General features: G+C 66.2%; 18 protein-coding genes and 1 riboswitch. Of the genes, 6 read left to right on the top strand and 12 right to left on the bottom strand.

Annotated features, from left to right (window positions below; genetic code table 11):
* Positions 1–84: 84 nt before the first annotated feature.
* Genes NJF35_RS08490 through asd form a run of 3 tightly spaced genes read left to right on the top strand, consistent with a single transcriptional unit; the run spans position 85 to position 3,357 of the window.
* Entirely contained in the window at positions 85–1,620 is a 1,536-nt protein-coding gene (locus tag NJF35_RS08490; RefSeq protein WP_225788937.1) for an HDOD domain-containing protein, read from the top strand.
* A 46-nt stretch (positions 1,621–1,666) separates the two neighbouring features.
* On the top strand, positions 1,667–2,476 hold the full coding sequence (locus NJF35_RS08485) for a rhodanese-like domain-containing protein (protein WP_225788936.1): 810 nt from the start codon (positions 1,667–1,669) through the stop codon (positions 2,474–2,476).
* A 17-nt stretch (positions 2,477–2,493) separates the two neighbouring features.
* A complete protein-coding gene (gene asd, locus NJF35_RS08480; protein ID WP_225788935.1) occupies positions 2,494–3,357 on the top strand; it encodes an archaetidylserine decarboxylase in 864 nt (287 codons plus the stop codon).
* A 97-nt stretch (positions 3,358–3,454) separates the two neighbouring features.
* On the opposite strand, the gene serB is transcribed toward asd, so the two are convergent.
* Complete coding sequence (gene serB, locus NJF35_RS08475) at positions 3,455–4,666, bottom strand: phosphoserine phosphatase SerB (RefSeq protein WP_253090953.1); 1,212 nt, start codon at positions 4,664–4,666, stop codon at positions 3,455–3,457.
* 136 nt (positions 4,667–4,802) lie between these two features.
* Here serB and NJF35_RS08470 point away from each other — a divergent pair, with 136 nt between their 5' ends.
* A complete protein-coding gene (locus NJF35_RS08470) occupies positions 4,803–6,236 on the top strand; it encodes a histidine kinase (RefSeq protein WP_225788933.1) in 1,434 nt (477 codons plus the stop codon).
* Positions 6,237–6,697: 461 nt separating this feature from the next.
* Here NJF35_RS08470 and NJF35_RS08465 read toward each other — a convergent pair whose 3' ends face one another.
* The 9 genes from NJF35_RS08465 to NJF35_RS08425 all read right to left on the bottom strand — a co-directional run bounded on the left by NJF35_RS08465 (position 6,698) and on the right by NJF35_RS08425 (position 15,985).
* Positions 6,698–7,408 (bottom strand): membrane integrity-associated transporter subunit PqiC, encoded by a 711-nt coding sequence (locus NJF35_RS08465; RefSeq protein ID WP_225788932.1) that lies wholly within the window; start codon positions 7,406–7,408, stop codon positions 6,698–6,700.
* Positions 7,409–7,583: 175 nt separating this feature from the next.
* Complete coding sequence (gene parC, locus NJF35_RS08460; RefSeq protein WP_225788931.1) at positions 7,584–9,842, bottom strand: DNA topoisomerase IV subunit A; 2,259 nt, start codon at positions 9,840–9,842, stop codon at positions 7,584–7,586.
* Positions 9,843–9,852: 10 nt separating this feature from the next.
* Positions 9,853–10,371, bottom strand: a complete 519-nt coding sequence (locus NJF35_RS08455) for a TIGR02281 family clan AA aspartic protease (protein ID WP_225788930.1) — start codon at positions 10,369–10,371, stop codon at positions 9,853–9,855.
* The gene (locus tag NJF35_RS08450) at positions 10,368–11,354 is read right to left on the bottom strand and encodes an esterase-like activity of phytase family protein (protein WP_225788929.1); all 987 of its coding nucleotides are present in this window, start codon (positions 11,352–11,354) and stop codon (positions 10,368–10,370) included. The genes NJF35_RS08455 and NJF35_RS08450 overlap by 4 nt, the downstream gene beginning before the upstream one ends.
* Positions 11,351–13,255 (bottom strand): DNA topoisomerase IV subunit B, encoded by a 1,905-nt coding sequence (gene parE, locus NJF35_RS08445; protein ID WP_225788928.1) that lies wholly within the window; start codon positions 13,253–13,255, stop codon positions 11,351–11,353. The genes NJF35_RS08450 and parE overlap by 4 nt, the downstream gene beginning before the upstream one ends.
* 35 nt (positions 13,256–13,290) lie before the next feature.
* Positions 13,291–13,899, bottom strand: coding sequence for a YqiA/YcfP family alpha/beta fold hydrolase (locus NJF35_RS08440; protein ID WP_225788927.1), 609 nt, complete (start codon positions 13,897–13,899; stop codon positions 13,291–13,293).
* Between the two features lie 133 nt (positions 13,900–14,032).
* Positions 14,033–14,848, bottom strand: coding sequence for a 3',5'-cyclic-AMP phosphodiesterase (gene cpdA / locus NJF35_RS08435; RefSeq protein WP_225788926.1), 816 nt, complete (start codon positions 14,846–14,848; stop codon positions 14,033–14,035).
* A 76-nt stretch (positions 14,849–14,924) separates the two neighbouring features.
* Complete coding sequence (locus NJF35_RS08430) at positions 14,925–15,377, bottom strand: DUF1249 domain-containing protein (protein WP_225788925.1); 453 nt, start codon at positions 15,375–15,377, stop codon at positions 14,925–14,927.
* On the bottom strand, positions 15,368–15,985 hold the full coding sequence (locus NJF35_RS08425; protein WP_253081057.1) for an NUDIX domain-containing protein: 618 nt from the start codon (positions 15,983–15,985) through the stop codon (positions 15,368–15,370). The genes NJF35_RS08430 and NJF35_RS08425 overlap by 10 nt, the downstream gene beginning before the upstream one ends.
* Before the next feature lie 184 nt (positions 15,986–16,169).
* On the opposite strand from NJF35_RS08425, the gene NJF35_RS08420 reads away from it, so the two are divergent.
* Entirely contained in the window at positions 16,170–16,916 is a 747-nt protein-coding gene (locus tag NJF35_RS08420; protein WP_225788923.1) for an RsiV family protein, read from the top strand.
* On the opposite strand, the gene cytX is transcribed toward NJF35_RS08420, so the two are convergent.
* Positions 16,885–18,162: a putative hydroxymethylpyrimidine transporter CytX gene (cytX, locus tag NJF35_RS08415; RefSeq protein ID WP_253090952.1), complete on the bottom strand. Its 1,278-nt coding sequence runs from the start codon at positions 18,160–18,162 to the stop codon at positions 16,885–16,887. The genes NJF35_RS08420 and cytX overlap by 32 nt on opposite strands.
* A gap of 116 nt (positions 18,163–18,278) precedes the next feature.
* A complete protein-coding gene (thiC, locus tag NJF35_RS08410; RefSeq protein ID WP_225788921.1) occupies positions 18,279–20,165 on the bottom strand; it encodes a phosphomethylpyrimidine synthase ThiC in 1,887 nt (628 codons plus the stop codon).
* A 152-nt stretch (positions 20,166–20,317) separates the two neighbouring features.
* Positions 20,318–20,424, bottom strand: a riboswitch (TPP riboswitch).
* Between the two features lie 162 nt (positions 20,425–20,586).
* Between thiC and NJF35_RS08405 the strand changes: the two genes are divergently transcribed.
* Positions 20,587–22,023: a TolC family outer membrane protein gene (locus NJF35_RS08405; protein WP_253090951.1), complete on the top strand. Its 1,437-nt coding sequence runs from the start codon at positions 20,587–20,589 to the stop codon at positions 22,021–22,023.
* The last annotated feature ends 15 nt before the right edge of the window (positions 22,024–22,038 follow it).

Here is a 22,038-nt window from a genome sequence, read left to right as displayed (position 1 = left end):
ATTGGAACGCTCTTCTACTTATCGGCAGAACTGCGCCAGACTATAGCCACTAAACGTGAAAAGCCAGTTCGGACTGATATCAAAATGCCAATCGAAACCAAGGTGCCAAATCAGGCTCCGCGCACGCTCCAGGCCTGGGTAAAGCTGCTCGATGGCATCCGCCTGCCGGTGCCGAAGCAGAGCCATGACCAGGTGTTGTCGGCCATCAACGACAGCCGCCGCTCCCTGCGCGATATCGCCGAACTGATGCAGGACAGCCCGGCCCTGGTGCTGTCGGTCATGCGCGAGGCCAACCATCCGGCCAATGCCAGCCTGGCCGAGCCCGCCGAAAGCCTCGAGATCGCCCTCAACCGCCTGGGCCTGGCGCGCAGCGCCGAGTTGCTGGCGCGCCTGCCCGCCGTGCCGGGCGAGGAGATCCCACCGGTGTTGCGCCAGTTCCTGCTGATCAGCCAGCACGCCACCCAGCAGGCCAACGGCTTGTTCGCCAGCCGCCTGGCACGGCTGTGGCAAGAGATCCACTGGGGCAGCCTGCTGTTTCTCTCCCCGCTCTGGCCCCTGGCGCTGGCCTATCCCAGGCTGCTCGACGCCTGGGAGCTGCGGGTCATCCACAAGGACGAGGAGGCCGCCGAGGTCGAGCACGAGTTGTTCGGCGTGCGCATCATGCAACTGTGCCAGGCCATGGCCGAGCACTGGCGCCTACCCGAATGGGTGACCCAGGGCTACCGCCTGCTGATGGACGAACGCGAACGACTGGCCCAGGTGCTGAACATCGCCCGTGACCAGGACCGCCTCAGCCAGCAACAGCGCCTGGACGACGAGCCCGGGCTGCGGCGTTGGTTCAACCAGCCGGCCAACACCGTGCTGCTGGCCAACGGCCTGGCCCTGGCGGCCCAGGTCGGCTGGGACCACCCACACCTGCTGCGCTGGCAGTTGCTGACCGCCCTGTACCTGCAGACGTCCCTGGACGACGTGCAGCAGCAAGTCCACCAGCAGGCTGCGGCCAGTGCCCGCCAGCATGCCCGGCACGCGCTATTCCATCCCGCCGAGGCACTGATCTGGCCATGGCAGCAGCGCCGCCCACACCCGGACATGCTCGCCCCGCCGCCACCACCCAGCCAGGACCTGGAGCGCTGGCGCAGGCTGTGCGGCGAACTGCTGGTGACCCCCAGCCCGTTCAGCAACGCCATTCACCTCGCCACCCAAGGCAGCGACGCCCTGCTGGCCTGCGGCATGCAACGGGTCATGCTGTTGATGCTCGACAAGCCCAACGAGTGCCTGCGCGTGCAACAGGCCGCCGGCCATCCCAAGGAGGCCTCTGCCCTGGTGCTGCCGCTGGCCCAGAGCAAACTGTTGCAACGCCTGATGAGCCAGGCGGCGCAGTTACGTCTGACGCCGGAGAACCACGCCCAGTTCTGCGCGCTGATGCCAGCGCCGCTGCGCACCTTCTGGCGCAGCGAGCACCTGCTGCTGCGTTCGCTGGCGGTCGATGGCCAGCCGCTGATGCTGGTGATCGCCGACCAGGGTGGCAAACCGCTGGCCGATATCGGCGTGCAGGCGTTCGGCAAGACCGCGCAATGCCTGGAGCGCGCCCTGGCCACCTTTGCCAACCGCAACGCCTGAGCCTTGCGCTACAATCGCCCCCTCTATTCCACCCTGGAGACCGTGGATGACTGACTTTTCCGGCTTGCCTCTGGTGATCGAACCGGCCGACCTGCTGCCACGCCTGGCTTCGCCACAGCTGATCCTGGTCGACTTGACCTGCGCCAACCGCTATGGCAGCGGGCATATCCCTGGCGCCCGCTTCGTCGATCCCAAGCGCACCCAGCTGGGCCAGCCGCCAGCCCCCGGCCTGCTGCCGGCGCGCGCCGACCTGGAGAAGCTGTTCGGCGAGCTCGGCCACCGCGACGACGCGGTCTATGTGGTCTACGACGACGAAGGCGGCGGCTGGGCCGGGCGCTTCATCTGGATGCTCGATGTCATCGGCCACAAGGCCTACCACTACCTCAATGGCGGTATCCAGGCGTGGCCGGCGGACAAGCTCTCCACCGAGGTGCCACCCAGCGCCGGCGGCCCGGTCCACCTGCAACTGCACCCGGAACCCACGGCCACCCGCGAATACCTGCAAAGCCGCCTGGGCGCGACCGACCTGGCCATCTGGGACGCCCGCAGCCCCGGCGAGTACCGCGGCGAGAAGGTCCTGGCGGCCAAGGGTGGACACATCCCCGGCGCGGTCAACTTCGAGTGGACCGCCGGCATGGACCTCAACGACCACCTGCGCATCCGCCAGGACATGGCCGACATCCTCCAGCAGCTTGGCATCACTCCCGACAAGGAAGTGATCACCCACTGCCAGACCCACCACCGTTCCGGCTTCACCTACCTGGTGGCCAAGGCCCTGGGCTACCCACGGGTCAAGGCCTACGCCGGCTCCTGGGGCGAATGGGGCAACCACCCGGATACGCCTGTAGAAGTCTGAAATTCCAAGGAAACCCAATGAAATCCCGCTTGTTCATCCTCAGCCAGTACCTGCTGGCGCACCATCTGCTGTCGCGCCTGGCCGGCTGCATCGCCGAATGCCGCGCACGCTGGTTCAAGAACGCCTTCACCGCCTGGTTCGCCAAGCGCTACCAGGTGAACATGTCCGAGGCGCTGGTCGAGGACCTGACCGCCTACGAGCACTTCAACGCCTTCTTCACCCGCGCCCTCAAGCCAGGCGCGCGGCCGCTGGACGAGACCCCGGGCGCCATCCTCTGCCCGGCCGACGGCGCGGTCAGCCAGCTCGGCCCGATCGAGCACGGACGCCTCTTCCAGGCCAAGGGCCACAGCTTCAGCGCCCTGGAGCTGCTCGGTGGCGACCCGGCCCTGGCCGCACCGTTCATGGGCGGCGAGTTCGCCACCATCTACCTGTCGCCCAAGGACTACCACCGCGTGCACATGCCGCTGGCCGGCACCCTGCGCGAGATGGTCTATGTGCCGGGGCGGCTGTTCTCGGTCAACCAGACCACCGCCGAGAACGTACCGGAGCTGTTCGCTCGCAACGAGCGGGTGGTGTGCCTGTTCGACACCGAGCGCGGGCCGATGGCCGTGGTGCTGGTCGGCGCGATGATCGTCGCCTCGATCGAGACGGTCTGGGCTGGCCTGGTCACCCCGCCGAAGCGTGAGCTCAAGACCTTCCGCTACGACGAAGCCAGCCGCACGCCGATCCACCTGGAAAAAGGCGCCGAGCTGGGACGCTTCAAGCTGGGTTCGACCGCCATCGTGCTGTTCGGGCCGGAGCAGGTGAAATGGGCCGAGGGCCTGGGTGCGGGCTCGGCAGTGCGCATGGGGCAGCAGTTGGCGGCGCCGGCGCAGGCGTGATCGCCGCTTGATACAAAAAGGCCCTGCCTGGCGTGCGTCAGGCAGGGCCTTTTTCATGGGCTGTCGGGGCTGCCTTGCAGCCCGCTACCCCGTAGCCTCAGCGCGCGTCGCGGTCACGGATACCCAGCAGGTACAGCACGCCATCCAGCCCCAAGGTGGAGATCGCCTGCTTGGCCGACTGGCGCACCAGCGGCTTGGCCCGGAAGGCCACGCCCAGCCCGGCCAGCGACAACATCGGCAGGTCGTTGGCGCCATCGCCCACGGCGATGGTCTGCTCCAGTCGCAGGCCCTCCCGGCTCGCCAGTTCCTGGAGCAGCTCGGCCTTGCGCTGGGCATCGACGATCGGCTCGACGGCAACGCCGGTGACCTTGCCATCGACCACTTCCAGTTCATTGGCGAAGACGTAGTCGATACCCAGGCGCGCCTGCACCTGCTTGGCGAAGTAGGAAAAGCCACCGGAGAGAATCGCTGTCTTGTAGCCCAGGCGCTTGAGCTCGGCGAACAGGCGCTCGGCGCCTTCGGTCAGGCGCAGGGAAGCACCGATCTCATCCAGCACGCCGACGTCCAGGCCCTTGAGCAGCGCCATGCGCTCCTTGAAGCTGGCGCGAAAATCCAGCTCGCCGCGCATGGCCCGCTCGGTGATCGCCGACACCTGCTCGCCAACCCCGGCAGCCTTGGCCAGTTCGTCGATCACCTCGGCCTCGATCAGGGTCGAGTCCATGTCGAACACCGCCAGGCGGCGATTGCGGCGGAACAGGTCATCCTTCTGGAAGGCGATGTCGACGCTCAGTTCCTCGGCCAGGGCGAAGAAGTCCGCACGCAGGGCCTGGGCGTCGCTCGGCTCGCCACGCACGGAAATCTCGATGCTGGCCTTGCCCTTCTCCCGCGGGGCATCCAGCACCATGCGCGCAGACAGCCGCTCGATCCGCTCGATGGTCAGGCCGTACTGGCTGATGACCGCGCTGACCCGCTGCAGTTGCTCGGGGGTCACCTTGCGGCTGAGCAGGGTCACGATATGGCGTGCCTCGCCCTGGCTATCGGCCCAGTGCTGGTAGTCGGCCTCGGAGATCGGTGTGTAGCGCGCCTGCAGGTTCAGCTCGTGGGCCTTGGCCTGCACGCTCTGCAACAGGGCGGTGGCCACCTCGTTGTCCGGAATGTCGACCAAGATGCCGAAGGACAGGGTGCCGTGCATCACCGCCAGGCCGATGTCGAGAATGTTCACTCCGCCCTGGACCAGGACGCCGGTGATGGCCGCGGTGAGACCTGGACGGTCTTCACCAGTGATGTTGATCAGGACGATTTCGCGCAAGACCGGGCTCCGACTTCGATGAAAAATGCGCATTCTACCGATTTTCCGTGATCATCGGGCACCGCCGATACTTTGCCGACAAAACACGGCTCGCTATACTGCGCAACACCTTTTCCGCCATGAAGAGCCGCGCTCTGTGAACCGGCCCACGCCAGTCAAACCCGATAATTTCTTCCTGATGATCTTCCGTGCCCTGCGCCAGCGTCGCATTCCCCTGGCACTGCGCATCGCCAGCCACAACATTTTCCTGGTGGCCCTGGCGCTGGTGATCTATGCCTGCGTGATGGGCCTGCAGTTCAGGCAGGCCATGCACGACCAGGCCGATGCCCTTGGCCAGAGCCTGACCATCCAGACCGCCACCTCGGCCACCGAGCTGCTGGTGTCCAACGACATCCTCAGCCTCAACGTGCTGCTGGGCAACCTGGTGAAGAACCCGCTGGTGGCCCATGCGGCGATCTACAGCGTGGACAACCGCATCCTCGCCGAGGCCGGCCAACGGCCGAAGAACAGCCTGCTGGGCGAGGCCGAAGGCCTGTACCAGACCAAGATCACCTTCCAGGACGTCACCGCCGGGCAGTTGCGCATCAGCCTGGACATGAACCAGTTCCAGCAACCGATGACGATCAGCCTGCAGAGCATGGGCATCCTTGCCGCCATCCTGCTGGCCCTGGCGCTGGCCCTGAGCCTGCGCCTGGGGCGCTTCATCTCCACCCCGCTGCTGCAACTGCGCGTGTGGCTGCGCGACCCGCATCCCTACACCCCGGCGATCGATCGCCAGGACGAGATCGGCGACCTGGCCAGGCAGTTGCACGCGCGCCTGGCGCCACCGCCACCGGAGCCCGAGGAAGAAGACGAGGACGATTTCGACGAGCTCGGCGACGACCAGGCCCCCAAGGCCACGCCACGGCTGCAGGACGACGAGGACGATGAGGCCTTCGCCGGCCTGATCGATGCCGAAGACAGTGCAGCCAAGCCTGCCGTCGTCGAGTCGGACGAACCACAGTACAGTGCTGTGCTGGCCGTGCAACTGGGCTCCCAGGAGCAGTTGCGCCGCCTGCCGCGCACGCGCCTGACCGAGCTGCTGGAGCGCTACCGCGACTGCCTGGAGCAGGCCGCCTCGCTGTATGAAGGCGAGACCCACACCCTTAACGACGGCAGCACCCTGGTGCTGTTCCACAGCCGTGACTGTGGCGAGGACTACCTGACCAACGCCATCTGCTGCGGCGAGCTGCTGCGCGCCCTGGGCCATGCCTTGCAGATCGAGGTGGCCGACAGCGGCATCACCTTGCAACTGCAGTTGGGCCTGGCCCTGGGCGATGACCTGCAGGGCCTGGAACAGGTGGACCTGCTGATGGCCGAGAAGGCCCAGGATGCCCTGGCGCTGTCCCAGCACAGCCGCAACCTGCTGCTGGTGGAACGCCAGATCAGCGATGACGCCCTGATTCGCCAGCGGGCACGCATCCGGCCGATCGCCAGCCCCGAAGGGGCCTGCTGTGTCGAGCGGCTGATGGAGCCTTATCCTTCGATGCTCGAGCGCCAGCTGGCACGGATGCACGAGCGCCGGGCCTGATACCTGCCCGCTCCCACTGAGCTGGCCGGGCTTGTGGGAACGGGCTTGCCTCGAGAACAAGGGCACAGCTCTTACCGTGTGGCTTGGGGCTGCCTTGCAGCCCATCGCCGGCAAGCCGGCTTCCCGCAGGTTCATCACTGCCCTTGAACCCAGCGGAGTACCTGTAGGGCTTGTCGGCGATGGGGCGTGAAGCGGCCCCCAACCGACACCGATCCTCAGAACCAGCAGACATGAAAAAGCCCGCATCGCTGCGTAATGCTGTTCACTTAAGTCTGATGTGACATCGATAGGGGCTGCCTTGCAGCCCTTCGCGGGCAAGCCCGCTCCCACAGGATCGTGCATTCCTTGAGGTTTGCAGCGTACTTGTGGGAGCGGGCTTGCCCGCGAAGGGCCGCAAAGCGGCCCCAATTGCTTAAGTGAACAGCATTACGCATCGCTGCGGGTTTTTCATGCTTGGGCAATCAGAACCGATAGACTTCCATATCGGTACGGATAGGCGAAGCCATGGGGATCTTCGGCTTCTCGGGCGCCTTCTTGACCTGGGTGGGCGCTGCTGGCTTCTTGCGTGTCTCCTCGGCGAGGGCCGGCTGGTTGGCCAGCGGCTTGACCGCAGTGCTGAGCTGCTCGGCCAGCTTTTGCAGCAATTGCCCCTGGGCCTGGACCTGGGACGCCTCGGAGCCCTCGTGCGGCTGCTCCAGGTGGACGATGCGGTTGTCACGCACCTGGCCACGACGATCCAGCAGGCGCCACTGGGCATCCAGGATCGCCGGCTGGTTCTTGCCCGAGTCCAGGCGGGTGATCGACAGCAGCACCTGCACGTCCGGCGAGAAGCCGGCACTGGCCGGGGCCAGGACCACGCGCTGGCTGTCCAGGCGCCAGGCCAGCTGGCGCACCAGCAGTTGGTCGATATCCGACGACAGGCTACCCGCCCAGCGACCGTCGGTCGCCGACGTCAGGCTGCCATCGGCCTGGCGCTGCAGGAAGGTCTCGCGTTGCAGGTAGTCGGCCAGCGACACCGGGCCAAGCACCACGGCCATGCCCGCACTCTGCGAAGGCTGGCCAGGATCACCGCTGTCGAGCTGATACAGGGCCACCTGCTGATGCATGCTGCATCCGCTCAAGCCCAGCAGGCCAGTGATCAACAGCGCAAATGGAAGGCGCAGAAATTTCATTCATCCCATCCAAGCGGTCGCCATCAGGCATACCGCAGTGATACTCATGTAGATTCTTACGGGCACACGGCCACGCCGGCACCGCAAGGGCACTATCATCCGCGAAATATGCGTCCGACTCCAGCATTTCTGCCTGGAACGACGCTGAAAATGCCGCTCCAGGCAGACAGCCGGTTCACACCGGGCGCTCTACCGCCATGCCATCCACCCGCTGGAAGCCACGTGGCAATTTGCTACCGCGACGCCCGCGCTCGCCCTTGTAGTGCTCCAGATCGTCCGGTTTGAGCGACAGGGTACGCTTGCCAGCCTGCAACACAAGGGTCGAGCCCTCGCCGAGCACGGCCAGGTCGGTGACGAACTCTTCACGACTGGCCACCCGATCGCCCGGCACGCCGATGATCTTGTTGCCCTTGCCCTTGCCCAACTGCGGCAGGTCGCCAACCTTGAACACCAGCAGGCGCCCTTCGGTGGTGACGGCCGCCAGCCAGTCCTGCTCACGGTCGACCACCGGCCGTGGGGTCATGACCTTGGCGCCGCTGGGCAGGCTGAGCAGGCCCTTGCCGGCCTTGTTCTTGGCCTGCAGGTCCTCGCCCTTGACCACGAAACCGTAGCCGGCATCGGAGGCTACCACATAGAGCGCATCGTCATCGGGCAATAGCACGCACTCGAAGCTCGCTCCCGGCGGTGGCGTCAGGCGCCCCGTCAGTGGCTCGCCCTGGCCACGGGCCGACGGCAGGGTATGCGCCGCCACCGAGTAGCTGCGCCCGGTCGAGTCGATGAACACCGCAAACTGGTTGGAACGCCCGGCAGCCGCGCCCTTGAAGCTGTCGCCGGCCTTGTACGACAGGCCGCCGGCATCGATGTCGTGGCCCTTGGCGCAGCGCACCCAGCCCTTCTCCGAGAGCACCACGGTGACCGGCTCGGTCGGCATCAGCTCGTTTTCCGAGAGGGCCTTGGCCTCGGCCCGCTCGACGATCGGCGAGCGCCGTTCGTCGCCATAGGTCTCGGCATCCTTGATCAGTTCGCTGCGCACCAGCTTGCGTAGCTTGGCCTCGCTGCCGAGCAGGGCAAGCAACTTGGCCTGTTCCTTGAGCAGCTCGTCCTGTTCGCCACGGATCTTCATCTCTTCCAGGCGAGCCAACTGGCGCAGGCGCGTCTCGAGGATGTAGTCGGCCTGGACTTCGCTGAGGTCGAAGCGGGCGATCAGTGCCTGCTTGGGGTGGTCCTCGGTGCGAATGATGTGGATCACTTCGTCCAGGTTGAGGAAGGCGGTGAGCAAGCCTTCGAGCAGGTGCAGGCGCTTTTCCACCTTGTCCAGGCGGAACTGCAGGCGGCGGCGGACGGTGCCGATGCGGTACTGCAGCCACTCCTGCAGCAGGGTGCGCAGGTTCTTCAACTGCGGGCGACCGTCCAGGCCGATGATGTTGACGTTGACCCGGTAGCTGCTCTCCAGGTCGGTGGTGGCGAACAGGTGCTGCATCAACTCGTCGGCATCCACGCGGTTCGAGCGCGGGATGATGACGATACGGCAGGGGTGCTCATGGTCCGACTCGTCACGCAGGTCGGCGACCATCGGCAGCTTCTTGGCCTGCATCTGTGCGGCGATCTGCTCCAGCACCTTGGCGCCGGAGACCTGGTGCGGCAACGCCGTGACGACGATGTCGCCATCCTCGACCCGGTAGACGGCACGCATGCGGATCGAGCCCCTGCCACTCTCGTAGAGCTTGAGGATCTCGGCACGTGGGGTGACGATCTCGGCCTCGGTCGGATAGTCCGGCCCCTGGATATGCTCGCACAGCTGCTCGACCGTGGCCTTGGGCTCGTCGAGCAGGCGCACGCAGGCGCTGGCCACTTCGCGCAGGTTGTGTGGCGGCACGTCGGTGGCCATACCCACGGCGATGCCGGTGGTGCCATTGAGCAGGATGTTCGGCAGGCGTGCGGGCAGTACCGCCGGCTCCTGCAGGGTGCCGTCGAAGTTGGCGACCCAGTCGACAGTGCCCTGGCCCAGCTCGCTGAGCAGCACCTCGGAATAGCGGGACAGGCGCGCCTCGGTGTAGCGCATGGCGGCGAACGACTTGGGATCGTCTGGAGCCCCCCAGTTGCCCTGGCCGTCGACCAGGGTGTAGCGGTAGCTGAATGGCTGGGCCATCAGCACCATGGCCTCGTAGCAGGCGGAGTCGCCGTGGGGATGGAACTTGCCGAGCACGTCGCCGACGGTACGCGCCGACTTCTTGTGCTTGGCGTCGGCATCCAGGCCCAACTCGCTCATGGCATAGACGATGCGCCGCTGGACCGGCTTGAGCCCGTCGCCGATGTGCGGCAGGGCGCGGTCCATGATCACGTACATGGAGTAGTTGAGGTAGGCCTGTTCGGTGAAGTCAGCCAGTGAGCGGCGTTCGACGCCGTCGAGACTGAGTTCCAGTGAGTCGCTCATGCGGGCCTCGTCATTTCAGGTTCTGGCGCAGCAGCAAGGTACCGCCGCGCTGGGTAAATTCAAGTTGTTTCAGGGCGCTCATGCCCAGCAGCACCTGCTCGCCGTCCAGCCCGGGAACCACCAGGGCGCGTACGTTGCGCAGGTGGATGTCGCCCAGTTGCAGGCTGTCCAGGCGGGTCCGGTAGCCCTGGGTACGACCATTGGCGGTACTGAGCATCACCGGTGCGCCACGTTGCAGGTCAAGCTCGCGGGCCAGCGTCTCGGGGATCGCCACGTCGGTTGCGCCGGTGTCGAGCAGCAAGCGCCCCCTTTGGCCGTTGATCACCCCGTCAGCGACGAAGTGGCCCTGGCCATTGCTCAGCAGGCGGACCTCGATGAAGCCTTCGCCGTGCGAAGACTGCACCTGGGCGTTGGGGTTCTGCTGGCGCGCCTCCCACTGCCCGAAAAAGCGCGTGGCAAGGAACAGCGCCGCCGCCCAGGCGACGATCAGCAGCACCTTGCCCGCACGCTTGCCCGGCGGCTGGCTCACGGCTTGGCGCTCCAGCCGCCTTCAGGCGCCGCGAAGCGCCACACGATCGGGCGTGTCTCGCCATCGGCACGGTCGCCGCCGTTGTTGTCCAGGCCGATCCAGGCCCCCTTGGCGTCGATCACCAGGGCTTCGGCCAGGCCGAACGGCTGGTCGTAGCGGCGCGAGTCCACCAGCGCATCGGCGGCGAACGACCAGCAGCGCTCGACCTTGCCACTGTCGGCATCCCGCCGGCAGATGCGAAACGCGTTGCGCTCGAGGGTGAACAGCTTGCCCTGGTACAGCGCCAGGTCGGAAAAATCCCGCGACCGTGCCTGGGGCGACGGCATCTGCGGTGGCTGCATCTCGACCCCGGCTTCGCTGAGCAGCACGCAACTGCGCCCGCAAGTCCATACCGACTGCTGGCGCTGGATCGCCACCAGCCCGCGCCGCTCACGCTCGGCAGCCAGCCACAGGCGGTCACCCGCCGGGTTGACCGCCAGGCCCTCGAACAGCGCATTGAAATGCAGGAGCATGCCGCTGGCGCGCGCCTGGCGGACCATGGCCTGGTCGATCTTCAACCACTCCGGCTCGCCCTCGGCCGGCACCTGCAGCACCGCCGCATGGGCTTCGCTGACCAGGTAGAAATTGCCAGCCTGGTCGCAGCTGACACCTTCGAAGTCCAGCTCGCCACCGCGCAGGAAGGACACCGCCCAGTTACGCGACTTCAGGCCCCAGGGCAGTCCGCTCTCCGGTGCCGGTGGCGGCGTGAACACCAATGGCTGGGCGCGCATGACCCGGTTCGTCTGGTCGAGGCGGTAGATACGATCGTCGTCCCGGTCGGAGATGGCCCACAGGGCGCCACGGCACTCGGCCAGGCCCGACAGGTTGGCGCCACGCATGCCTTCGACCGGGTGCTCGTCGACAAGCTTGAGCTCCGGCCAGTTGCCGGCAAGGCTCGGCATGGCGAGCAACGTCAGGCACGCCGCGAGCAGCAGACGGATCAAACCAGTACCTCGGCCAGGTTGCCCTTGGTTTCCAGCCAGCTCTTGCGATCGCCCGCGCGCTTCTTGGCCAACAGCATGTCCATGATCTCGGTGGTGCCCTGCAGGTCGTCCAGGGTCAGCTGGACCAGGCGCCGGGTGTTCGGGTCCATGGTGGTTTCACGCAGCTGCGGCGGGTTCATTTCACCCAGCCCCTTGAAGCGGGTGACCTGCGGCTTGCCGCGCTTCTTCTCGGCCACCAGCCGATCGAGGATGCCATCGCGCTCGGCCTCGTCGAGGGCGTAGTAGATCTCCTTGCCCAGGTCGATGCGATACAGCGGCGGCATGGCCACGTAGACATGGCCTGCCTCCACCAGCGGGCGGAAATGCTGGACGAACAGGGCGCACAGCAAGGTGGCGATGTGCAGGCCGTCGGAGTCGGCGTCGGCGAGGATGCAGATCTTGCCGTAGCGCAGTTGGGACAGGTCGGTGGCCCCCGGGTCGACGCCAATGGCCACGGCGATGTTGTGCACTTCCTGGCTGGCCAGGACCTCGCCGCCATCGACCTCCCAGGTGTTGAGGATCTTGCCGCGCAACGGCAGGATCGCCTGGAATTCCTTGTCCCGTGCCTGCTTGGCCGAACCGCCGGCCGAGTCACCCTCGACCAGGAACAGCTCGGCGCGCATCGGGTCCTGGCCGGCGCAATCGGCCAGCTTGCCAGGCAGCGCCGGGCCCTGGGTGATGCGCTTGCGCTCGACCTTCTTGCTCGCCTTCAGGCGCCGACCGGCGTTGCTGATGGCAAGCTCGGCCAGTTGCATGCCCAGCTCGGGGTGGGCGTTGAGCCACAGGCTGAAGGCATCCTTGACCACACCGGAGACGAACGCCGCCGCCTCGCGGGACGACAGGCGCTCCTTGGTCTGCCCGGAGAACTGCGGCTCCTGCATCTTCATCGACAGCACGAAGGTGATGCGCTCCCAGACGTCCTCGGGCGCCAGCTTGACGCCACGCGGCAGCAGGTTGCGGAACTCGCAGAACTCGCGCATCGCATCCAGCAGGCCCTGGCGCAGGCCATTGACGTGGGTACCGCCCTGGGCGGTAGGAATCAGGTTGACATAGCTCTCCTGGACGCTGTCGCCACCTTCGGGCAGCCACAGCAGGGCCCAGTCCACGGCTTCCTTGTTGCCGGCCAGGCTGCCGCAGAACGGCTCGTCGGGCAGGCGCAGGAACTCGCTGACCGAGTCGACCAGGTAGGAGCGCAGGCCGTCTTCGTAGTGCCACTCGACCTTCTCGCCGCTGGCCTTGTCCTCGAAGCTGACCAGCAGGCCGGGGCAGAGCACGGCCTTGGCCTTGAGCACATGCTTGAGGCGGCTGACGGAGAACTTCGGCGAGTCGAAGTACTTCGGATCGGGGGAAAAGAACACGCTGGTGCCGGTATTGCGCCGGCCGACCGTGCCGACCACCTCCAGCTCGCTGGACTTGTAGCCATCGGCGAAGGTCATCTGGTACTCGTTGCCGTCGCGCTTGACGCGCACGCGCACCTGCTTCGACAGGGCGTTGACCACCGAGATACCGACACCGTGCAGGCCGCCGGAGAACTGGTAGTTCTTGTTGGAGAACTTGCCGCCGGCATGCAGCTTGGTGAGGATCAGCTCGACCCCCGACACGCCCTCCTCGGGGTGGATGTCCACCGGCATGCCACGGCCGTCGTCGCAGACCTCCAGCGAATGGTCGGCGTGAAGGATCACCTGCACCGAGCGGGCGTGGCCGGCGAGGGCTTCGTCGACGCTGTTGTCGATGACTTCCTGGGCCAGGTGGTTGGGCCGGCTGGTATCGGTGTACATGCCTGGCCGCTTGCGGACCGGGTCAAGGCCGGAGAGGACTTCGATGGCGTCTGCGTTATAGGCGCTAGCGCTGGGATTGGCCATGGGTTCTCGTCGTCAGTCTGGTGAATGCAAAAAGATCAAAATACAGAAAAATCGAGCGCCGCATACTGCCCCCGGGCAATCCCGGCGAAGGCCAGCAAGGCCGGCAGGCGCTCGGCGAAGCCTTGGAAACCGTGGTCGCCGCCGGCCTGGATGCGCAGGGCGCAGGCCCGGTAATAACGCTCGGCCTGGCGATAGTCCAGGGTTTCGTCGGCTGTCTGCAACCATACCTGGTAGCGGCTGGCGTCCTGCGGCGGCGGCACTTCCAGTTCGGCCAGGGCCTGCACGTGGTCCAGGGTCAGTTCCCAGGTTTCGTCGGTGTACAGGTTGCGCTGGGTACCGAGGTAGCCGTCGAACAGCCGGTGCGGCGCGACCGCCGGGTTGATCAGCAGGGCCTTGAGGCCATGGCGCTCGGCCAGATGGGTGGCATAGTAGCCGCCCAGCGAACTGCCGACCAGCAAGGGCGCGCCGAGTTCGTCGATGGCGGTTTCCAGCTGGGCGATGGCCTGGCGCGGCTGGTGATGCAGCGCCGGGACGCGCAAACGCTCGGCCAGGCCCAACTGCTGCATCACCGCCTCGAGCTGACGCGCCTTCCTCGACAGTGGCGAGCTGTTGAAACCATGGATATAGAGGATGGAACCCGACATGCTGCCCCCGGTGTCTGCTGCGGTACGCCCGTCCGTGCGGGCGCAGGGACGCGCAGTGTAGCCTGTTCGCAGGGCTTTGGCGCAGCATCGGGTTTTTCGCAACAAATTTCACTGGGGCCAGGGGCCTGGCGTGTCAGTACCCTGCGCTGTCGAAGTCCAGCCTCACCTCGAAGTCCCGTGCCCGCTCCACACCGGTTTCCACCCGCCCGTCGGCATGCAGGCGCAACCAGCGGTAGCCCGGCAACTCCTCGCTCACCTTGAATTCCTCGCTGCGCGCGGCGAACTGGATGCAGGTGGAAGGCGATGCCAGCCATCGCAGCCCGTCGCGCACTTCGTCCCACTCCTGGTGGATGTGCCCCCAGAGCACCGCCCGCACCCGCGGATGCCCCTGCAGCCGCTGGAGCAACGCCTCGGCATTGCGCAGGCCGATCGGCGCGATCCAGGCACAGCCGATATCCACCGGCTGATGGTGCAGGCACACCAGGCAATGGCGCTCGCCCGCGCCGGCCAGGGCCTGGTCCAGGCAGGCGAGCTGGTCATCGGCCAGCCAGCCGTGGGTCGCGTCGGGCACTGCCGAGTCGAGCATGACGATGCGCCAGGCGCCGATATCGGTCACCGCCCGCACCAGGTCGCTACCACGCGCCACCTGCGCCATGACCCGGGCCTCGTCATGGTTGCCGGGCAACCAGCGGGTCGGCACGCCGAAGTCGGCGGTCAACTGGCGAAAGGCCTCATAGGAAGCGACGCTGCCGTCCTGGGAGAGATCCCCGGTACACAACAGCAGGTCGATGCGCGGCTGCTCGCGGCGAGCCTGGTCGATCACATGGCGCAGGCTGTCGCGGGTATTCATGCCCAGCAGGGTACCGCCTGGCTCGGCGAACAGGTGGGCATCGGACAATTGCACCACATGGACGGGTGCAGGGTCTTGGCAATGATTGGGCTGCGGCAACGGCCGTCTCCTCGAACGGATTCAGCGCGATTATGGCGGCTATGCGGGTTCGAGCAAATACGCGAAAGCGCTCATTTCAGCGCACGGTTTCCAACTCATGGCCACAGGCCAGGCAGTGGCTCAGCCATTCACCGAGGAACAGGTTGAGCTGGGCCTTCTCGTCCGGCTGGTGCATGGCGGCGTTGGGATACGGGTAGATGCTGCGCAGGCGCCGGGTGTGCTCGGCGCTGACCACCTCGGCCATGCGCGCGTCGTGGTACACCTGCACCTCCAGGTGCGGCACCGGCAACCAGGGCAGGCTGTGCTCCTGGCGCACCCGCAGGGTGGTGGTGTAGGGGCAGGCCAGCAGCACGTCGAGCACCAGCACGCCGAGCATCTGGTCGCCCTGGGTCATGCCGATGCGGCGCGAGCTCTGAGCGGTACGCATGTCCGGCAGCAAGCGCATCAAGCGGGCATAGTTGGCTTCGCAGGCCGCCTGCAGCCCGGCCAGGTCGACCCGATAGCGCTCACGCAGCAGGTTCACGACCACATACCTCGCACTTCGCTACGGTTCAGCGCCAGCCATTGCAGGCCGATGATGGTGGCGGCGTTGCAGATCCGCCCGTCCCGCACGGCCTGCAGGGCATCCTCGAACGCCCAGACACGCACACGGATGTCCTCGCCCTCCTCCTCCAGGCCATGCAGGCCACCGGCACCTTCGCTGCTGCAACGGCCGAGGAACAGGTGGACATACTCGTCGCTGCCGCCCGGCGAAGGGAAGTAACAGGTCATCGGCCACAGCGCGCTGAAGGCCAGGCCGGCCTCTTCCTCGGCCTCGCGATGGGCGACCTCCTCGGGCACTTCGTCCTTGTCGATCAGGCCAGCCACCATCTCGATCAGCCAGGGATTGTCGACCTTGCCCAGCGCGCCGACCCGGAACTGCTCGATCAGCACCACCTCGTCGCGCTGCGGATCGTAGGGCAGCACGCAGACCGCGTCGTGGCGCACGAACAACTCGCGGCTGATCTCACGCCCCATGCCCCCGGCGAACAGTTCGTGGCGCAGGCGCAGCTTGTCGAGCCTGTAGAAACCCTGGAAGCAGTTGGCCTGTTCGACGATCTCGACCGTCCTGGGCTGCGAATTCAACGTATCTGACATGGAAATCCTCATGACCTCGTGTGCCGCATCGCGCCATCCTACTCTGCGTGCCGCCGGGTTTCATCCCTTTCCGGCGACCGTTCGGGCAGCCGGGACAGGCTGGCGCCTCTCTGTTAGCTTAGTGGCGAACCGAAGGCTCCGCCGACGGTCCAAGGCCGACTACCTTTGACCTGCAAGGATCATCATGACGCTTGTCAAACTCACTTCCGTGGCCGTGCTGGCACTGGCCCTGGGCGCCTGCCAGAGCCTGTTCGAGCCCAACTACCGGGCACCGCTCGAGGTCAAGCGCGACGCTTGGGAACACGTCAAGCCCGGTTGCAGCGAGCGTGACTGCCCGCTGGTGAACATCGATACCATCCACTTCCCGGACCTGCCCAAGCTCGACGGCATCGTCGAACGCCGCCTGCTGCAGTTGACCGAGGACAACCAGCGCGCCAACGCGCCGACCTCGCTCAAGGCCTACGAGGAGCAGTACCTGGCCAGCGCCGAGAAGCGCAACAGCAGCTACCTGCAGGCCAAGGTACGCGAGCAGCATGACGGGCTGGTGATCATCGAGCTGTCCAGCTACCTGGACAGCGGCGGCGCCCACGGCATGCCCGGGCGTGGCTTCATCAACTACTCGCGCAAGCTGGACAAGGTCCTGACCCTGCAGGACATGCTGCTGCCGGGCCAGGAGGAGACCTTCTGGAAGACCGCCGAACAATCCCACCAGGCTTGGCTGGCCAGCACCGGCATGGACAAGGACCCGGAATTCGTCAAGACCTGGCCGTTCCGCCAGACCCCGCACGTGGCCCTGACCTACGGCGCGGTGGTGCTCAAGTACGAGGTCTATGCCATCGCACCCTACTCCATGGGCCACATCGAATTGAAGATCCCCTACCCGCGCCTGAACGGCATTCTCAGGCCCGAGCTGTTTCCCGGCCGCGGCTGAGGCTCAGCACAGCGTGCACCCCCCCTGCCAGCAGCAATGCCGGCAGGGTCGCCCCCAGCTCCGGTGCGGCATTCGCCATCAGGTGATAAGCCGCCAACCCCACCGCCCAGGCCACCAGAGCCTGCCAGTGCAGCCCGCCGATCGCCACCGGCATCTGCCGGCGGCGGATCACGAAGTGATCCACCAGGACCACGCCGAACAGCGGCGCGAACACCGAGCCGATCAGCAGCAGGAAGTTCTGGTACTGCGCCAAGGGCGCCAGCAGGGCCACCAGGGTGCACAGCGCACCGATGGCCAGGGCCAGGTGCTCGACCTTAAGGCGTACCAGCAGGCCGGTGGAGACCGCCGCCGAATGGATGTCGGCAAAGGCGTTTTCCGACTCGTCGAGCAGGATCAGCAGCAGCGGGATCCCCAACCCGGCCCCTGCCAGCGCCAGCAACAGCGCATTGACTTCGCCGCTCGGGGCGAAGGCCAGGGTGTAGGCCACGCCCAGGCTCATCAACCAGGCGTTGCCGATGAAAAAGCCCAGAGCCGTACCGCCGAACACCCGCCTGGCACGCTGGCCGAAGCGTGAATAGTCGGCGATCAATGGCAGCCAGGACAGCGGCATGGCGATGACGATGTCGAAGCCCACCGCCAAGGACAGCGAACCATCCCCGCCACGCCCCCACAACGCGGCCAGGTCGGCCTTGGCGAACAGGTTCCAGGTCAGCCACAGGCAGGCACCGAGCAACAGCCAGATGCCCCACTTGCGCAACACCTTGCGCACGAAGGCCAGCGGCCCGCTGACGGCCAACAGGGTGGCCAGGGCGCCGAAGCACAGGGTCCAGAGCAGCGGGCTGCTCCAGTGGCTGCCCTCGCCGAAGGCACGGGCGCCGAGCAGGCTGGCGGCGTCGCGCATGACGATGATCTCGAACGAGCCCCAGCCGACCAGTTGCAGCAAATTGAGCAGCGCCGGCAGGCGGGCACCGTGGCGCCCCAGGCTCAGGCGCAGGGTGGCCATGGCCGACAGGCCGGTATCGCTGCCGATCACCCCGGCCGCCGCCAGCAGCATCACCCCCACAGCGCTGCCGAGGACGATCGCCAGGATTGCCCCGGCCAGCCCCAGGCCCGGCGCGAGCAAGCCACCGACCTGCAGGACCATCAGGCCGATGCCGAGGGAGAACCAGAGCGAGAACAGGTCGCGGGCACCGAACAGGCGCTGGTTGGAAGGGACCGGATGGTCGGGGGAGAAGTGGCTGCTCATTGGAATTCGTCCACACGTTGAAACTGTAATCACAGGGGCCGCCTTGCGTCCCATTCGCGGCGCTCCGGCGCGAATGGGACGCAAGGCGGCCCCCAACGATCAGTCAGTCGCTGCCATCACACCTTGTGATACAGCTGGCTGCCTTCCTGGCGGAACCGCTCGGCCTGCTCGCGCATGCCCTCCTCGACCGACACGTCCACCGCGTCGATGCGCTGGTTAGCGGCGTACTCGCGCACTTCCTGGGTGATCTTCATGGAGCAGAACTTCGGCCCGCACATCGAGCAGAAGTGGGCGACCTTGGCCGACTCCTTGGGCAGCGTCTCATCGTGGAAGGCACGCGCGGTGTCCGGGTCCAGGCCCAGGTTGAACTGGTCTTCCCAACGGAATTCGAAACGCGCCTTGGACAAGGCATTGTCACGGATCTGCGCCCCGGGGTGCCCCTTGGCCAGGTCGGCGGCGTGCGCGGCGATCTTGTAGGTGATGATGCCGGTCTTGACATCGTCCTTGTTCGGCAAGCCCAGGTGCTCCTTGGGCGTCACGTAGCAGAGCATGGCGCAACCGAACCAGCCGATCATCGCCGCACCGATACCGGAGGTGATGTGGTCGTAGCCTGGGGCGATGTCGGTGGTCAGGGGGCCGAGGGTGTAGAACGGCGCCTCGTCGCAACACTCCAGCTGCTTGTCCATGTTCTCCTTGATCAGTTGCATCGGCACGTGGCCGGGGCCTTCGATCATGGTCTGCACGTCATGCTTCCAGGCGGTCTTGGTCAGCTCGCCGAGGGTTTCCAGCTCGCCGAACTGGGCAGCGTCGTTGGCGTCGGCGATCGAACCCGGACGCAGGCCGTCGCCCAGCGAGAAGCTGACGTCGTAGGCCTTCATGATCTCGCAGATTTCGTCGAAGTGGGTGTAGAGGAAGTTCTCCTGGTGATGGGCCAGGCACCACTTGGCCATGATCGAGCCACCGCGGCTGACGATGCCGGTGACCCGCTTGGCGGTCAGCGGCACATAGCGCAGCAAGACGCCTGCGTGGATGGTGAAGTAGTCCACGCCTTGCTCGGCCTGTTCGATCAGGGTGTCGCGGAACAGCTCCCAGGTCAGGTCCTCGGCGATGCCGCCGACCTTCTCCAGGGCCTGGTAGATCGGCACGGTACCGATCGGCACCGGCGAGTTGCGGATGATCCACTCGCGGGTCTCGTGGATGTGCTTGCCGGTGGACAGGTCCATGACCGTGTCCGAACCCCAGCGGATACCCCAGGTCAGCTTGGCCACCTCTTCCTCGATGGACGAGCCCAGGGCGCTGTTGCCGATGTTGCCGTTGATCTTCACCAGGAAGTTGCGGCCGATGATCATCGGCTCGAGTTCGGTGTGGTTGATGTTGGCTGGAATGATCGCGCGACCACGGGCGATCTCCTGGCGCACGAACTCAGGGGTGATTTCCTTGGGGATCGCCGCGCCGAAGCTGTGGCCAGCGTGCTGCTGGGCCAGCAGGCCGGCTTCGCGGGCCTCCTGCAGCTTCATGTTCTCGCGGATGGCGACGTATTCCATCTCGTCGGTGATGATGCCCTTGCGCGCATAGTGCATCTGCGTGACGTTGGCGCCGGCCTTGGCGCGGCGTGGGTTGCGCACATGGGCGAAGCGCAGTCGGGTCAGCTCCGGGTCGCTCAGGCGCTGCTGGCCGAAGTTCGAGCTCAGGCCGTCCAGGCGCAGGGTGTCGCCACGGGCCTCGATCCAGGCCGAGCGCACATCGCCCAGGCCCTTGCGCACGTCGATGATGACGCTGGGGTCGGTGTAGGGGCCGGAAGTGTCGTACACCAGCACCGGGGCGTTCTGCTCGCCGCCGAAGTCGGTGGGGGTATCGTGCAGGCTGATCTCGCGCATGGGCACGCGGATGTCGGGACGAGAGCCCTCGACATAGACCTTGCGCGAACGGGGGAAGGGTTGCACGGACTGCTGGTCGACTTGCGCCGACTCGCTGAGGTGGATCGTTTTTTCTTGTTTGCTCATCACAGGCTCTCCAGACAGCTTCCTAGCGGGTGGAATGTCGGGGGAGAACCTGAATGGCGTGGATGCACCCTCCACGGGTGCGGTGCCGGATGCACGGGGGGCCTCGAGCGCGAGCTCGACGATCCCGGACCTGGCACAAGAGTCTCGCCGGGAAAGCGAGCAATCTTGTTCCCTACGCAGGCGCTAACCTGATCAGGTTCAACGGGACCCGGACCTCTCCGATCTCAGCCTTTGATTCAAGGCACCCCGACAAGAACATGCGCAGTCTAGACTCAAGTGGTCGGCAAAGCCAAGCGTGTCAGCAGGGGGAATGATGAAAGGCGCAACAGGCGGATTGTTGCCGGCTGCGCGCGGCACTACACTGGTCCATCGCCCGATACTCAACAGTTCAGTAATTCAATTTCGTACAAGGATTGCCCCTATGCTGCGCAAACTCTCACTGGCGATCGCCGTGTCTTGTGCGTCCAACACGGTGGCCTGGGCAGCGGACGTGCCCACGACGGTGAAGACCGACCTGATCAGCGTCTACCGGGAAGCGGTCGACAACAACGCCGACCTGGCCGCCGCCCGCGCCGACTACGGCGCCCGCCGCGAAGTGGTGCCCCAGGCCCGGGCCGGCCTGCTGCCGAACCTGTCGGCCGGTGCCGAGATGATGAGTACCCGCACCAAGCTCGATGAACCGTCGATCACCTCCAACCGCAGCGGCAATGCCTGGAGCGCCACCCTGGCGCAACCGATCTTCCGTGCCGACCGCTGGTTCCAGCTGCAAGCGGCCGAGGCGGTCAACGAACAGGCCGCGCTGGAGCTGTCGGCCACCGAACAGAACCTGATCCTGCAGACGGCCGAGAACTACTTCGCAGTGCTGCGCGCCCAGGACAACCTGGCCTCGACCAAGGCCGAGGAGGCGGCCTTCAAGCGCCAGCTGGACCAGTCCAACGAGCGCTTCGACGTCGGGCTTTCCGACAAGACCGACGTGCTGCAGTCCCAGGCCAGCTACGACACCGCCCGGGCCAACCGGATCATCGCCGAGCGCCAGGTGCAGGACGCCTTCGAGGCCCTGATCACCCTGACCAACCGCCAGTATTCGTCGATCCAGGGCGTGGTCCACAGCCTGCCGGTGCAAGTGCCGACACCCAATGACGCCAAGGCCTGGGTCGAGACCGCCGCACGCCAGAACCTCAACCTGCTGGCGACCAACCATGCCGTCAGCGCCGCCGAGCAAACCCTGCGCCAGCGCAAGGCCGGTCACGCCCCGACCCTGGACGCGGTGGCACGCTACCAGCGGGGCGACAACGACAACCTGGGTTTCACCAACCCCGCCCCCCAACCGGGCGTGCGCTACAGCGGCGACGTGGAGCAGACCAGCATCGGCCTGCAGCTGAACATCCCGATCTACAGCGGTGGCCTGACCAGTTCCCAGGTACGCGAGGCCTACCAGCGCCTGAACCAGACCGAGCAACAGCGTGAGAGCCTGCGCCGCCAGGTGGTGGAAAATACCCGTAACCTGCATCGGGCGGTGAACACCGATGTGGAACAGGTGCAGGCGCGCAAGCAGTCGATCATTTCCAACCAGAGCGCTCTGGAAGCCACCGAGATCGGTTACCAGGTCGGCACCCGCAACATCGTCGACGTGCTCGATGCCCAGCGCCAGCTGTACACCTCGGTACGCGACTACAACAACAGCCGCTACGACTACATCCTCGACAACCTGCGCCTCAAGCAGGCCGCCGGCACCCTCAGCCCGCAAGACCTGCAGGACCTGGGGCGCTACCTGAAGGCCGACTACAACCCGGACCGGGACTTCCTGCCACCGGACCTGGCAGAGGCGGCGGCGAAGAACTTCGAACGCCGACCGTGAACGCAACCCTTGGCC

The sequence above is a fragment of the Pseudomonas guariconensis genome (assembly GCF_024127895.1).
Taxonomy (GTDB): domain Bacteria; phylum Pseudomonadota; class Gammaproteobacteria; order Pseudomonadales; family Pseudomonadaceae; genus Aquipseudomonas; species Aquipseudomonas guariconensis_B.
This window is presented reverse-complemented; position numbering and strand designations above follow the sequence as displayed.